General features: G+C 40.6%; 12 protein-coding genes and 1 tRNA gene. 10 read left to right on the top strand and 3 right to left on the bottom strand.

Features of this window, described 5'->3' with window-relative positions:
* The first annotated feature begins 14 nt into the window (after positions 1 to 14).
* Together groES and groL are read left to right on the top strand one after the other, a co-directional pair.
* On the top strand, positions 15 to 299 hold the full coding sequence (gene groES, locus A3O17_RS06135) for a co-chaperone GroES (RefSeq protein WP_057826757.1): 285 nt from the start codon (positions 15 to 17) through the stop codon (positions 297 to 299).
* Between the two features lie 23 nt (positions 300 to 322).
* Complete coding sequence (gene groL / locus A3O17_RS06130; protein ID WP_064213110.1) at positions 323 to 1942, top strand: chaperonin GroEL; 1620 nt, start codon at positions 323 to 325, stop codon at positions 1940 to 1942.
* A gap of 60 nt (positions 1943 to 2002) precedes the next feature.
* On the opposite strand, the gene A3O17_RS06125 is transcribed toward groL, so the two are convergent.
* Positions 2003 to 2692 (bottom strand): YjjG family noncanonical pyrimidine nucleotidase, encoded by a 690-nt coding sequence (locus A3O17_RS06125; protein WP_064208468.1) that lies wholly within the window; start codon positions 2690 to 2692, stop codon positions 2003 to 2005.
* A 176-nt stretch (positions 2693 to 2868) separates the two neighbouring features.
* On the opposite strand from A3O17_RS06125, the gene A3O17_RS06120 reads away from it, so the two are divergent.
* Positions 2869 to 3966 carry a glycosyltransferase family 4 protein gene (locus A3O17_RS06120; protein WP_064208469.1) on the top strand — a complete coding sequence of 366 codons (1098 nt, stop codon included), beginning with the start codon at positions 2869 to 2871 and terminating at the stop codon, positions 3964 to 3966.
* Positions 3967 to 3986: 20 nt separating this feature from the next.
* Here A3O17_RS06120 and A3O17_RS06115 read toward each other — a convergent pair whose 3' ends face one another.
* Positions 3987 to 4625: a YigZ family protein gene (locus A3O17_RS06115; protein ID WP_064208470.1), complete on the bottom strand. Its 639-nt coding sequence runs from the start codon at positions 4623 to 4625 to the stop codon at positions 3987 to 3989.
* Positions 4626 to 4676: 51 nt separating this feature from the next.
* Between A3O17_RS06115 and A3O17_RS06110 the strand changes: the two genes are divergently transcribed.
* The 5 genes from A3O17_RS06110 to glmS all read left to right on the top strand — a co-directional run bounded on the left by A3O17_RS06110 (position 4677) and on the right by glmS (position 11987).
* The gene (locus A3O17_RS06110; protein WP_064208471.1) at positions 4677 to 6008 is read left to right on the top strand and encodes a DEAD/DEAH box helicase; all 1332 of its coding nucleotides are present in this window, start codon (positions 4677 to 4679) and stop codon (positions 6006 to 6008) included.
* 193 nt (positions 6009 to 6201) lie between these two features.
* The gene (locus A3O17_RS06105; RefSeq protein ID WP_225354671.1) at positions 6202 to 6690 is read left to right on the top strand and encodes a ComF family protein; all 489 of its coding nucleotides are present in this window, start codon (positions 6202 to 6204) and stop codon (positions 6688 to 6690) included.
* Between the two features lie 118 nt (positions 6691 to 6808).
* A complete protein-coding gene (gene hpf, locus A3O17_RS06100; RefSeq protein ID WP_057826750.1) occupies positions 6809 to 7357 on the top strand; it encodes a ribosome hibernation-promoting factor, HPF/YfiA family in 549 nt (182 codons plus the stop codon).
* Between the two features lie 238 nt (positions 7358 to 7595).
* Positions 7596 to 9959 carry a preprotein translocase subunit SecA gene (gene secA, locus A3O17_RS06095; protein ID WP_057826749.1) on the top strand — a complete coding sequence of 788 codons (2364 nt, stop codon included), beginning with the start codon at positions 7596 to 7598 and terminating at the stop codon, positions 9957 to 9959.
* Positions 9960 to 10169: 210 nt separating this feature from the next.
* Positions 10170 to 11987, top strand: coding sequence for a glutamine--fructose-6-phosphate transaminase (isomerizing) (glmS, locus tag A3O17_RS06090; protein WP_064208473.1), 1818 nt, complete (start codon positions 10170 to 10172; stop codon positions 11985 to 11987).
* A 36-nt stretch (positions 11988 to 12023) separates the two neighbouring features.
* Here glmS and rpoN read toward each other — a convergent pair whose 3' ends face one another.
* Positions 12024 to 13298, bottom strand: a complete 1275-nt coding sequence (gene rpoN / locus A3O17_RS06085; RefSeq protein WP_064208474.1) for an RNA polymerase factor sigma-54 — start codon at positions 13296 to 13298, stop codon at positions 12024 to 12026.
* Positions 13299 to 13366: 68 nt separating this feature from the next.
* Here rpoN and A3O17_RS06080 point away from each other — a divergent pair.
* Together A3O17_RS06080 and A3O17_RS07810 are read left to right on the top strand one after the other, a co-directional pair.
* Positions 13367 to 13438: transfer RNA gene (locus tag A3O17_RS06080), tRNA-Arg, on the top strand.
* Between the two features lie 294 nt (positions 13439 to 13732).
* A partial coding sequence (locus tag A3O17_RS07810) for a glyceraldehyde 3-phosphate dehydrogenase NAD-binding domain-containing protein (RefSeq protein WP_143453678.1) occupies positions 13733 to 13878 on the top strand: 146 nt, incomplete at its 3' end.

The raw sequence follows: 13878 nt of genomic DNA, 5'->3' as shown, positions 1-13878 counted from the left end.
TGGAGGGATTTATTGTGCTTAAACCATTAGGAGACCGTGTAGTCTTAAAAGTTGAAAAAGAAAAAGAAGAAACAGTTGGCGGAATCGTTTTAGCAAGTAATGCTAAGGAAAAGCCACAAACCGGAAAAGTAATCGCAGTTGGCGATGGTAAGATGTTAGATAACGGTCAAAAGGCTGTTCCTAGTGTAAAAGTTGACGATAAAGTCTTATTTGATAAATATGCAGGTACTGAAGTTAAGTACGATGGTGAAGATTATTTAATTGTTCGTGATAGCGACATCATGGCAATCGTAGACTAATTAATACTTAGAGGTGATATTTTATGGCAAAAGAAATTAAGTTTTCAGAAGATGCACGTGCAAAGATGCTTGCAGGTGTTGATAAATTAGCTAATACAGTTAAATCAACAATTGGTCCTAAAGGCCGCAACGTTGTTTTGGAGCAATCATATGGTGCTCCAACAATTACCAATGATGGGGTTACAATTGCCAAGGCAATCGAATTAGAAGACCACTTTGAAAACATGGGTGCCAAATTAGTTGCTGAAGTTGCTTCAAAGACAAATGATATTGCCGGTGACGGAACAACAACTGCAACGGTATTGACTCAAGCAATTGTAAACGAAGGAATGAAGAACGTTACTGCTGGAGCAAACCCTGTTGGAATCCGGAAAGGAATCGAAAAGGCAACGAAGACGGCCGTTGATTCATTACACAAGATGTCACACAAGGTTGAATCAAAGAGTGATATCCAACAAATCGCTTCAATTTCAGCTGCCAACGAAGAAGTCGGCAAGTTTATTGCTGATGCGATGGAAAAGGTTGGTAACGATGGGGTAATCACCGTTGAAGAATCAAAGGGAATTGATACTTCATTAGACGTTGTTGAAGGAATGCAATTCGATCGCGGTTACTTATCACAATACATGGTAACTGATGAAGACAAGATGGAAGCTGACTTAGACAATCCATACATCTTGATCACTGACAAGAAGATTTCAAACATCCAAGAAGTCTTACCATTGTTACAATCAGTTGTTCAACAAGGTCGTCCATTATTGATCATCGCTGACGACGTTGATGGTGAAGCATTACCAACGCTTGTATTGAACAAGATCCGGGGAACATTCAACGTTGTTGCCGTTAAGGCTCCAGGCTTTGGTGATCGCCGGAAAGAAATGCTCCAAGATATCGCTATTTTAACAGGCGGTACGGTAATCACAGATGACCTTGGTTTACAATTGAAAGACACAACGATCGATCAATTAGGTTCAGCTGCGAAGGTAACTGTTACAAAGGAAAATACAACAATTGTTGAAGGTTCAGGCGACAAGGACAAGATCGAAGAACGGGTTGCCCAAATCAAGAAACAAATTGCTGAAACAACATCAGACTTTGATAAAGAAAAGATGCAAGAACGGTTAGCTAAATTAGCTGGCGGAGTTGCCGTTATCAAAGTTGGGGCTGCAACTGAAACCGAATTGAAAGAACAAAAGTACCGGATCGAAGATGCTTTGAACGCTACACGTGCAGCCGTTGAAGAAGGCTTCGTTCCTGGTGGTGGTACAGCATTGGTAAATACCATCAAAGATGTTGCTGCATTGAAAGAAGAAGGCGACGTTCAAACTGGAATCAACATTGTAAAACGTGCTTTGGAAGAACCAGTTCGTCAAATTGCTGAAAATGCAGGTCTTGAAGGTTCTGTAATTGTTGAAAAACTTAAAGAACAAAAAGCAGGTGTTGGTTACAACGCTGCTGCAGACAAGTGGGAAGACATGGTTGAAGCCGGAATCGTTGACCCAACAAAGGTTACCCGTTCAGCTCTTCAAAATGCCGCATCCGTATCAGCATTGTTATTAACAACTGAAGCCGTTGTTGCTGACAAGCCAGAAGAAAAGAAGGATGCTCCTCAACAAGATGCTGGCATGGGCGGTATGATGTAAAATCTAACAAATTGAAATAAAAACAGTGTGGTTGAAAAAATCACACTGTTTTTTGCTTATTTAAATAATTTTTTTAATTTGTAATAAATCATCAATTTCGTAAGTCGGCTGGGCCGATGACGAATTTTCAAGGTGTTGCGGATTGAACCATACCGTGTCGATGTTGGCGTTATTGCCGCCTTGAATATCAGATGTAAGTGAATCGCCGATCATCAATGTTCGGTGAGCATCAAAGTTTTCAAGATGCTCTTCGATATAATTGTAAAATTCAATGTTGGGTTTATTGACGCCGATTTCTTGGGAAACGAAAATTTGATCAAAATAATTCATAATTTTGGCTTCCTTAAGGCGTTTGTATTGGGCTTGCGGAACACCATTGGTGGCAACTTCAAGGCGAATTGCTGGGTTTTGTTCGAGCAGTTGAAGAAGTTCGGCAGCATGCGGCATTAAATCGTGGCCGTCGCTTAGGTAATTAATGTACCGGTCATTCAAATTTAAGTCCGTTACATCGCGGTTGAAGTTTTCCTTAAAGAAGACGTTAAAACGAGTCGCAAGGAGTTCTTCACGGGTAATTTCATTACGTTCCAGTTTCCGCCAAAGACTTTGATTATAAGTTGAATATTTTTGATGAAGATCATCAGTCAATTCAATTCCGGCAAAATCAAAAAGACGCTTTAAAGCCTGGCTTTCATCAGCTTCAAAGTCAAGTAATGTATTGTCAATGTCGAAAAGCAAGGTATCATATTGCATAAAAATTCCTTCTTTCTCTTCCATGTATCGTATCATATTGAACTTTAAACGTGAATTTAATTTGAAAATTAAGGTGCGATTTTCAATATTCATCCCCCTTGGCAGGTTAATTATGATATGATATCAGGTAGTATCGTGTCGAATTGATGATACGGATAACAGAAAGAGGACATCCTATGTATAAAATTTTTGCGTCGATTTTCGCAACAATTTTAATTTCTGCATTGCTTGTTCCGGTGGTACGGCAGCTTGCATTTCGCGTGGGCGCGGTTGATAAGCCAAATGCACGCCGGGTAAATAAGAAAACAATGCCGACGATGGGTGGCTTAGCAATTTTTATTGCATTTAACTTTACAAACTTTGTTTTATTGCATGGCCAATACCCAATGCGGATGATGATTGCGCTGTTTATTGCGCAGTGCATTGTATTGATTACAGGAATTATTGATGACATTTATGAATTAAAACCATTTCAAAAATTGATTGGATTAACAACGGCGGCCCTGGTCGTTTACTATGCTGCCCATATCCGAATGACAACGTTGACGATTCCATTTGCCGGAACGGTTAAGCTCGGATTGCTGAGCTTGCCGATCACGTTGATTTGGATCTTGGCAATTACAAACGCGATCAACTTGATCGACGGGCTTGATGGATTGGCAACGGGGATTGCGATCATTGCCCTCACAACCAGTGCATTGACCGGTTATTTCTTTTTAAACGTTACGAATACGTTTATTTCGTTGATGATTGCAACGCTGGTGGCTGCGTTGATCGGCTTTTTACCGTATAATTTCCACCCCGCAACGATTTATCTTGGAGATACCGGATCGTTATTTATCGGCTTTATGATTTCGGTATTTGCGTTGTTTGGATTAAAGAACGCAACGTTTATTTCGATCATTATCCCGGTAATTATTTTGGGAGTTCCAATCACAGATACGGTTTTTGCGATTATTCGACGGGCATTAAATAAGAAACCGATTATGAAACCTGATAAGCACCACTTACATCACCGGTTGATGCAAATGGGATTATCGCACCGGCAAACAGTGCTGGTAATTTATGGAATCGCATTGATTTTCTCGTTTATTTCATTGCTTTATCCAATCTCAAATATTTTTGGTTCACTGTTGCTGACGATTGCAACGTTACTGGGACTTGAAATTTTTGTTGAGTTGATTGGATTAGTCGGTGGCAATCACCAACCGCTTTTGAATTTGATCAAACGGATCGTATTGAAATCAAGCGAACATAAAAACGGTAAGGAATAATAATTTCCTTACCGTTTTTTTTATTTTTCAACTAGTTGATCAGCATAACTTTCTTTGCCGATGGTAAATGATAATTGCACGCCGAGAAAATTTTGAAGGGCTTCTTCAAAGTGATCGATTTCAGCATGTGGAAGCAGAACAGTCAGGGTAATTTTCTCCGCATAATCAGTTGAAGCAAGGTGAACATCATGCTGTTCTAAATAGTACTTAACTTTTTCAAAGCGCGAATATTCGACTTGGAACTGAACCTCATTCATTCCGATGCGCTCAACGATTCCGATTTGGCGAATCGCTTCGGCCGTTGTGCCGTTATATGCCCGGATCAATCCGCCGGTTCCTAATTTAATTCCGCCAAAGTAACGGGTGACGACTGCGACCACGTTATGCAAATGGTTTTGCTTGAGCGCATTTAAAATGGGAACACCGGCAGTTCCAGACGGTTCACCGTTATCACTGGCACGTTGAATCTGATCGTTTAATCCGACCATAAATGCAAAGCAATTATGCCGGGCCTTATTATGTTGATTTGAAACTTGGTCGATAAAATCAAGGGCTTCTTTTTCTGATTGACAGCGGGCAATTGAGCAGATGAATTCTGATTTTTTGATAATCTGCGAAAAATTGCCTGACTGGCGAATCGTGCGATAATTTTCTTTCATGATTGCTCCAAAATGATAAACAATTGCGTAGTTATTAGTGGAGGGATGAAAATGGAGATTTCCCAATTATACGGTCGCCAAGTAACAGACCGTCAACTAACGCCTGATGACATTATACAATTAAATTTAACCGGTGAGAATGCGCTTTTAAAATCTGGATCTGAAGTATGTTGTCAACGTTGTTTAGGACGCACACCGTTGAAGGAGGCAATGTTGCCCAACGGTGATTACTATTGTCGCAACTGTATTCAATTTGGACGGTTAACGAATCGAAATAAACTTTATCGGATTAAGGAGCCGAACCAGTTTGACATTCCATCCGAAATTTTAACGTGGAAGGGGACGCTTTCGCCGTTTCAAGCGCAATGCGCGCAGCAACTGATTGAAAAGGTTGCGCACCGTCAGAATCATTTAGTTTGGGCAGTTACCGGGGCAGGCAAAACGGAAATGCTGTTTCCGATGTTGACGGAAAGTATTCGGCAAGGAAAAAGAATTGCGCTTGCGTCGCCGCGAATCGATGTTTGCAATGAATTGTTTCCCCGAATCCAAGCAGCGTTTGCAAACGTTGATTGTTTGCTGCTTCACGGGCAGGCAAATCAGTATTTTTATTCGCAGCTGACGGTGTGCACGATCCACCAGTTAATGAAGTTTTACCATGCATTTGATGTTTTAATCATCGATGAAGTTGACTCTTTTCCATACGTAAATAATTTAAGCCTTGCAGCCGGGGCAAAGAATGCGTGTAAGAAAAACGGTGTAATGCTTTATTTAACGGCGACGCCAGATGAAAATTCGATGAAAATGATTCGAAAACGCCAGCTGACCCTTGACTACCTGCCATTACGGTTTCATCAGCATCAGCTTCCTGAAATCAAGTTTGTGGTCGAACGTCAAATGGAACGGCAGGTCGAGCACCAAAAGCTGTCATCTAAACTTCAGAAAATCATTCTAAAATGGGTTGCGCAACAAACGCCGTTTTTAATTTTTGTCCCCCGGGTGAAACTTCTTGCGCCGCTTTATGAAGCAATCCAAAAAGTTGTCTCTTCAACGGTAACCGGGGATACGGTTCACGCCAATGATCCGCAGCGTCTCGAAAAGGTGCAGCGGTTGCGGGATGGAGAATACCGTTATTTAGTAACAACGACGATTTTAGAGCGGGGCGTGACGTTTAAAAATTTGGATTTAATGGTCTGGGATGCCAATGATTCGAATTTTTCACGGTCATCGTTGGTTCAAATTGCCGGCCGGGTCGGACGTAGTCGGGAGCGTCCAACCGGAGATGTATATTTTGTGATCAGATATTATTCTTTAAAGGTTCAGCAAGCTGCAAGGCAAATAAAAAGTTTAAACCGAAAGGCGGCTAAATTACTCCATGAATCGTAAATGTTTATTATGCAAACGCGACTTAGACTATTCATTAAGCCTTGCGTGGATTTTTTCACTAGAACCTTTTAAAGAAAAATTTATTTGCGATGATTGTCAAAGCCGTTTTCAGCGAATTGACGGTCCAACCTGTAAGGGATGCGGACGGATGTGCGCTTCACAATATTGTGCTGACTGTGTGCGGTGGCGAAAAATGGGAAAACCGCTTTTGGATAATCAGGCATTATATTGTTATCATAACGAAGCAATGCGGGATTATTTTGAACAGTACAAATTTGCGGGCGATTATTATTTGCGAAAGGTTTTTCAAGCCGAATTTCAGCAGTTTATTCGGCAAAAATATCCGCAGCGCAAATGGAAGTACTGTATCATTCCAGTTGATCAGCACATGGTTAATGAGCGGGGATTTAACCAGGTAAAAGGATTAACTGCGAAGTTAAAAACGGAACAGTGGCTGGTGATGGATGACGAGCGGCATCGGGTCAAACAATCGCATAAAAATCGGGCAGAACGAATGCAAACGCAACAGCCGTTTATTTTGCAATCACCAGTAAAAGTCAAAAATCAATCTGTAGTATTGATCGATGATATTTACACGACGGGCCGCACCCTTTATCATGCGCAAGATCTCTTACTAAAAGCCGGCGCGGCTGAGATTCGGTCAGTTACCCTTGCACGTTAAGATTTATTTAAATTAATGCAATTGATTGTTAATTAAAGCGTTTTCGGATATAATAAAAGTGAAGAGATGAGAGGTCTCTTTTGAGTAGTGATACTCAGTTGTGAAAGGAGAAATTATTATGTTAAAGGTTAACGTTCGCGGGGAAAATATTGAAGTAACATCGGCAATTCGGGATTATATCGAAAAGAAAGTTTCCAAATTAGAAAAGTATTTGGATCAAAATATCAATGCAACGGCGCATGTTAATTTAAAGACATATCCAGATAAGACGGCGAAGGTGGAAGTTACAATTCCGCTTCCATACTTGGTATTGCGTGCAGAAGAAACATCAACTGACATGTACGGCAGCATTGATTTGGTTACTGATAAGTTGATCCGTCAAATTCGGAAACACAAGACAAAGGTGAACCGCAAGTCACGGGAAAAGGGCTTTGACCATGCAGACTTCGTTAACGATGTTGAAGGTGAAGCTGACGAAAAGAAGATTGAAATCGTAAGAACAAAGAACATTGCCGTAAAGCCAATGGACAGCGAAGAAGCAGTTTTGCAAATGGAAATGCTTGGGCATAATTTCTTTATTTACAAAGATGCTGAAAATGATGACATCAACATTGTTTACCGGCGGCGTGATGGTCGGTACGGTTTGATTGACATTAATGAAGAATAATTAATTAAAAACTAAATCGAAATTGCGGTAAAGTGGGCATTACCGTGGGAGAGGCTGCGCTAGGTTAGTGCGGCCTCTTTTCGATGTTAACGGCAAAATAACTAAATTTTTTAATTAAATTTTTCATAAAAGGGAAGAAACGCTTCTTTAGCGGTTTGAAAAGCCGTTGAAAAATGATATTATTAGACTTGGTATATTTTTCAATTAACCAAATGAAAACTTTAGAAGGGAATCAGATATGGTTAATATTCTTAAAAAATGGGTTGAAAGTGATAAACGCGAAATTAAACGCTTAAATAAAATTGCAAATAAGGTTGAAAGTTATGCTGATCAAATGGCAAAGCTTTCAGATGAAGAATTAAAAGCTCAAACACCGAAATTTAAAGAAAGATATCAAAACGGCGAAACACTAGATGATTTGCTTCCAGAAGCATTTGCCGTTGCTCGTGAAGGTGCTAAGCGTGTCTTGGGCTTATACCCGTACCACGTTCAAATTTTAGGTGGAATCGTTCTTCATGAAGGTAACATTGCTGAAATGAAAACTGGTGAAGGAAAAACTTTGACGGCTACCATGCCAGTTTACTTGAATGCTCTTTCAGGGAAAGGGGTTCACGTTGTTACGGTTAACGAATACCTTTCAGAACGTGACGCAACTGAAATGGGTGAATTATATAAGTGGCTTGGATTAACGGTTGGATTAAACGTTTCAAGCAAATCACCAGAAGAAAAACGGGAAGCATACAATGCGGACATCACATACTCAACAAACAGCGAACTTGGTTTCGACTATTTGCGGGATAACATGGTTGTTTATAAAGAGGATATGGTTCAACGGCCATTGAACTATGTAATCGTCGACGAAGTAGACTCAATTTTGATCGATGAAGCGCGGACCCCATTGATCATTTCTGGTCAAGCAACGGGCTCAACGTCATTGTATGTTCGGACAGACCGGTTTGCGAAGACATTGACTGAAGACGAAGATTACAACATCGATCTTGAATCAAAGACCGTTTCATTGACTGAAGAAGGGATTCAAAAAGCTGAAAAGTACTTTGGATTGACAAACTTGTTTGATCCAGACAACACGGCATTGAACCACCACTTGGACAATGCCTTGCGGGCAAACTACATTATGTTGCGGGATAAAGACTATGTTGTTCAAAAGGGTGAAGTTTTGATCGTTGATCAATTTACTGGACGTGTAATGGATGGTCGGCGTTATTCAGATGGATTGCACCAAGCAATTGAAGCCAAGGAACACGTTGAAATCCAAGAAGAAACGAAGACCATGGCCAACATCACGTACCAGAACTTCTTCCGGATGTACAGCAAGTTAGCTGGAATGACTGGGACAGCGAAGACTGAAGAAGAAGAATTCCGTGAAATCTACAACATGCAAGTTATTACGATTCCAACCAACAAACCGGTTATTCGGGATGACCGTCCAGACTTGTTGTACCCAACATTGAAGAGCAAGTTTAATGCGGTTGCTGACGATATTGAACGGCGTCACAAAGCTGGTCAACCAGTCTTAGTCGGAACGGTTGCGGTTGAAACATCTGAATATCTTTCACAATTGCTTGATAAACGTGGTATTCCGCACGCTGTTTTGAACGCGAAGAACCACGCTAAGGAAGCGGAAATTGTTGCGAATGCTGGTCAACGCGGCGCAGTTACGATTGCGACGAACATGGCTGGTCGTGGGACGGATATTAAGTTAGGACCTGGGGTGCGTGATTTAGGTGGCCTTGCAGTTATCGGAACTGAACGGCACGAATCACGGCGGATCGATAACCAGTTGCGGGGACGTTCAGGTCGTCAAGGTGATCCAGGATTGTCACAATTCTACCTTTCACTTGAAGATGATTTGATGCTCCGGTTCGGTTCAGAAAAGATCAAGGATTTGCTTGAAAGCATGAAGGTTGCTGATGACGAAGCAGTTATCCAATCAAAGATGATCACCAAGCAAGTTGAATCTGCTCAAAAACGGGTTGAAGGGAACAACTACGATACCCGGAAACAAGTTCTTCAATACGATGATGTTATGCGGGCTCAACGGGAAGTCATTTACAAGCAACGTCAAGAAGTAATTCTTGAAGATAAGAGTTTGAAAGACGTTATTATGCCAATGATTCGGCGGACGGTTAAACACGCCGTTGAAGTTCGGACTCAAGGTGATAAGTCTGAATGGGATTTAGATGGTTTAGTTGAATTTGCAGAAGCTAACATGGTTAAGGAAGGCAGCATCACGGTCAATGATTTTGCCGGCAAGACTCCGGAAGAAATCCAAGACTACTTGATGGATCTTGCAGAAGAAAACTATCAAGGCAAAGCAAAACAACTGAACGATCCAGCTCAAATGCTTGAATTTGAAAAGGTTGTTATCTTGCGGGTCGTTGATGACCACTGGACAAACCACATTGATGAAATGGACCAATTACGGCAATCAATCGGATTGCGGGGATATGGTCAATTGAATCCGTTAGTTGAATACCAAGCAGATGGTTACGAAATGTTTGAACGGATGGTTGCTGATATTGAAGCGGACGTTACAAAATTGTTCTTGAAAGCTGAAATTCGGCAAAACATTCGGCGGTAATTAATATCTAAGAGGATGCAGTTACGGTTGCATCCTCTTTTTTTTATCTCTTTTTCAATATTGGTATAGTCCTATACCAATAATTGATTTTATGTTTGACATTTAATCAAAACATGGATATATTATTAGTTGCATTGATTAATATCATTTTAAATTAATCTATACCAATTATAAAAATCTTAAATTGATAAACAGGAAGAGGATAACATTATGTGTGGAATTGTCGGTGAAGTCGGAAACGACAACGCAGTTGAATTATTGATTCATGGATTAAAGAAGTTGGAATACCGGGGATATGATTCAGCCGGAATTTACGTTAATGATGAAAAGGGAAAAGATTATTTAATTAAAACGAAAGGCCGCATTTCAGAACTTGAAAAGAAGATCAGCGACGATGTTCACGGAACAATTGGGGTTGCACATACACGGTGGGCAACGCACGGAATTCCAAGCGAAGCCAATGCTCACCCACATGTTTCAGAAGATGGTCGGTTTTACCTTGTTCACAATGGGGTAATTACAAACTTTAAGGAATTGAAGGAAGAATATCTTCAAGGAGTTAAATTTGCGGGTGAAACAGATTCTGAAGTGATCGTTCAATTAGTCGGTCATTTTGCGAAGGAAGGGATGTCAACCCTTGAAGCATTCAAGAAGACGATCAGCGTTTTAGATGATGGTTCAACTTACGGAATTTTGATGATCGACCGTGAAAATCCAGAAACCTTATATATTGCCAAGAAGAAGAGCCCATTATTGATTGGGGTTTGTGACGGATTCAACGTTGTCTGCTCAGATGCAATGGCAATGTTAAACGTTACGCATGATTTCATTGAATTACATGACGGCGAAATCGTTGAATTAACGGCAGATGAAATTAAGATTCAAGATGCTAACGGCCAACCGGTTGAACGGAAGACCTTCCACGTTGATGAAGATGCAAGTGCTTCAGAAAAGGATGCTTACGAACACTTCATGTTGAAGGAAATTGATGAACAACCAGCAGTAATGCACAAGTTAGTTCAAGAATATACAAATGAAGACGGCTCAATGAAGATCGACCAAGATTTGATCAATGCGATCGAAGATGCTGATCGGCTTTACATTGTGGCTGCCGGAACAAGTTACCATGCTGGGTTGGTTGGCCATGAATTGTTTGAAAAATTCGCCAAGATTCCAACTGAAGTGCATGTTGCTTCCGAATTTGCTTACAACCAACCATTATTATCAAAGAAACCATTCTTCATTTTCTTGACTCAAAGTGGTGAAACTGCAGATAGCCACCAAGTATTAACCCAGGTTAATGAAGCCGGTTATCCAAGCTTAACGATCACTAACGTTGCGAACTCAACGTTATCACGGGAAGCAACGTATACCTTATTATTGTATGCTGGCCCAGAAATCGCGGTTGCTTCAACCAAGGCATACACTGCTCAGATTGCAGTTGAAGCCTTATTAGCAAAGGCTCTTGGGGTTGACATGGGATACCAAGAAGCCAAAGACTTTGATGTGCGGAAGGAATTATCAATTGTTGCGAACGGAATGCAAGAATTGGTTGATGAAAAACACGACATCGAAAAACTTGCTCAAAAGTACCTTGCAAAGGCTCGGAACGCATTTTACATTGGACGGGCAATTGATTATGATACAGCAATTGAAGCAGCATTGAAGCTGAAAGAAGTTTCATATATTCAAACTGAAGGATTTGCTGCCGGAGAATTGAAACACGGAACGATTGCGTTGATCGAAGAAGGAACACCGGTAATTTCAATTATCACTGATCATGCAATTGCATCACACACACGGAGCAACGAAGAAGAAGTTGTTGCCCGGGGCGCGAACGTGATTTCAATTGTTTCGAAAGATTTAGCAAAGGATACCGACCAAATCGTATTGCCGACGGTTCACCCGTTATTGACATCATTGGTTGCAATTATCCCTGCTCAATTGCTTGCTTACTATGCAAGTGAACAACGCGGATACGATGTTGATAAACCACGGAACCTTGCAAAGAGTGTAACGGTTGAATAATAAAAAAATCATTGGCTGAAAATGCCAATGATTTTTTTATTGCTTTCGTTTACTTGATGATGGAATTCCAAGTTGCGAACGGTACTTTGCGACTGTCCGTCGTGAAATTTTGATTTTCTTAGCCGTTAAAAGATCGACGATTTTTTGATCAGAAAGCGGATGGTGTGGGTCTTCGTTCGCAACTAAATCTTGAATCATTCGCTGAACTGAATCGGTACTTAATTCCTGATCAGCTGCATAGCGGGCAGCGGTTGTAAAGAATGATTTCAGTTCATACGTTCCAAAATCAGTTTTCAAATATTTACCATTAACAGCCCGACTAATGGTCGATTCATGAAGTTGAAGTTGATGAGCGATGTCACGTAAAAGTAATGGTTTGAGCGGATGCGTGGGATCCGTAAAGAATTCTTGCTGATGGGCAATAATTGCTTGCCCCACTAATAAAATTGTTTTTTCGCGCTGATTGATCTGACTATCGAGCTGATCATATTCTCGCTTCTTCTGGTTAATAAAGGCTTGAACAGCAGGATCAGCTGATTGATTCATTTCTTCAAAATATTCCTGATTGAATGTTAGTTGCGGTAACGCATGCTTGGTTAGTGCGACCGTAGGAACTCCGTTATTTACTGTAACTTTCAGGTCAGGATAGATGTATTCGGTGTTGGGATGCTGGTACCCTAAACCGGGAGCGGGTGAAAGGGTCTGAACATATTGCAAAATGGCAACCGCATCATCTTCGGTAATCGAATATTTAGTTGCAATCTGGTTCCAATTTTTATTTACGAGCTGTTCAAAGTCGTTTTGCAAAATTGGAACCGCGAGTTGCGGCGCATCAGGATCAAGTTCAGCTTGAAGCAAAAGACATTCTTGCAGGTTGCGGGCTCCGATTCCGGGCGGATCAAGCTGATGCAAGAGGGTCAACGCGTCAGCAACCAATGTGGAATCGAATTTTTGATCGTGGGTCATTTGGTCAACGTCAAGTTTCAAATAACCATTATCATCTAAATTTTCAATAAAGTAGATCACCAATGTCCGGATCGGAGTATTGCGCATCGTAAGGTGAACCTGGTCAAGCAGGTAATCATCAAGCGATGGTTGCCGGTTGGAGATTAAGTTAGTGAAATCGACCGTCTCAGAATTTTGCGGATGGGAATCATGAACTTCGATAAATGGATTTTCGAGTTCGCGTTGCTTGATCAGTTTGGTAAGTTCTTCGTTAGTCGATTTTAAAATTTTGATCGATTGCTGCATTTGTTGCGTCATTGCAAGCTTTTGCAGCTGCTTTTGTTTCAAATTTTGTGAAATTTTCATTTTTTTCCTCACAGATTGAAAATAGGTGTTGCAATTTTATAGTGAATAGGTTAGTATAATAAAGTAATGCGCCGATAGTGTAATGGATCGCACACAAGATTCCGGTTCTTGTAATCTGGGTTCGACTCCCAGTTGGCGCATTCATTAAGAGGTTCAAGTTTTGAACCTCTTTTTTTGTACCCATAAAAATAAAAAATTATTAGGCGCCAAGTCTATTCGAATTTTTTATATGCATAAGTATTGTACACGCTTTACTAAGAGAATAAAAGCCTTGGGCGAAAACGTTTTACTGGGATAATAAATATTTAGTCTCTTATAAGATGAATATGCTTGCATACGTTTATTTTTACTGATATAATTCAAAAGTGTTGAGGGTTATTAAGGATTCTTAATTTCCTTTAAGTATAAATTTACCTTTTAGGAGGAATATTAATATGACTACAAAAGTAGGTATTAATGGTTTTGGTCGTATCGGCCGTTTAGCATTCCGTCGGATTGCTGAAGTTTCAGATGACTTGGAAATCGTTGCTATCAACGATTTAACATCACCAGCTATGTTGGCTCACTTATTGAAGTACGA

The sequence above is a fragment of the Ligilactobacillus aviarius genome (assembly GCF_001654615.1).
In the GTDB taxonomy this organism is placed as follows: Bacteria; Bacillota; Bacilli; order Lactobacillales; family Lactobacillaceae; genus Ligilactobacillus; species Ligilactobacillus aviarius_B.
The sequence above is the reverse complement of the archived record's forward strand: the minus strand, read 5'-3'. Positions and strand labels throughout refer to the sequence as shown.

Bases quoted from the DNA above. Each gene is read 5' to 3' on its own strand.
- groL (WP_064213110.1), top strand. From the start codon at position 323: ATGGCAAAAGAAATTAAGTTTTCAGAAGATGCACGTGCAAAGATGCTT.
- A3O17_RS06125 (WP_064208468.1), bottom strand. From the start codon at position 2,692: ATGCAATATGATACCTTGCTTTTCGACATTGACAATACATTACTTGAC.
- A3O17_RS06120 (WP_064208469.1), top strand. From the start codon at position 2,869: ATGTATAAAATTTTTGCGTCGATTTTCGCAACAATTTTAATTTCTGCA.
- A3O17_RS06115 (WP_064208470.1), bottom strand. From the start codon at position 4,625: ATGAAAGAAAATTATCGCACGATTCGCCAGTCAGGCAATTTTTCGCAG.
- A3O17_RS06110 (WP_064208471.1), top strand. From the start codon at position 4,677: ATGGAGATTTCCCAATTATACGGTCGCCAAGTAACAGACCGTCAACTA.
- A3O17_RS06105 (WP_225354671.1), top strand. From the start codon at position 6,202: ATGGGAAAACCGCTTTTGGATAATCAGGCATTATATTGTTATCATAAC.
- hpf (WP_057826750.1), top strand. From the start codon at position 6,809: ATGTTAAAGGTTAACGTTCGCGGGGAAAATATTGAAGTAACATCGGCA.
- secA (WP_057826749.1), top strand. From the start codon at position 7,596: ATGGTTAATATTCTTAAAAAATGGGTTGAAAGTGATAAACGCGAAATT.
- glmS (WP_064208473.1), top strand. From the start codon at position 10,170: ATGTGTGGAATTGTCGGTGAAGTCGGAAACGACAACGCAGTTGAATTA.
- rpoN (WP_064208474.1), bottom strand. From the start codon at position 13,298: ATGAAAATTTCACAAAATTTGAAACAAAAGCAGCTGCAAAAGCTTGCA.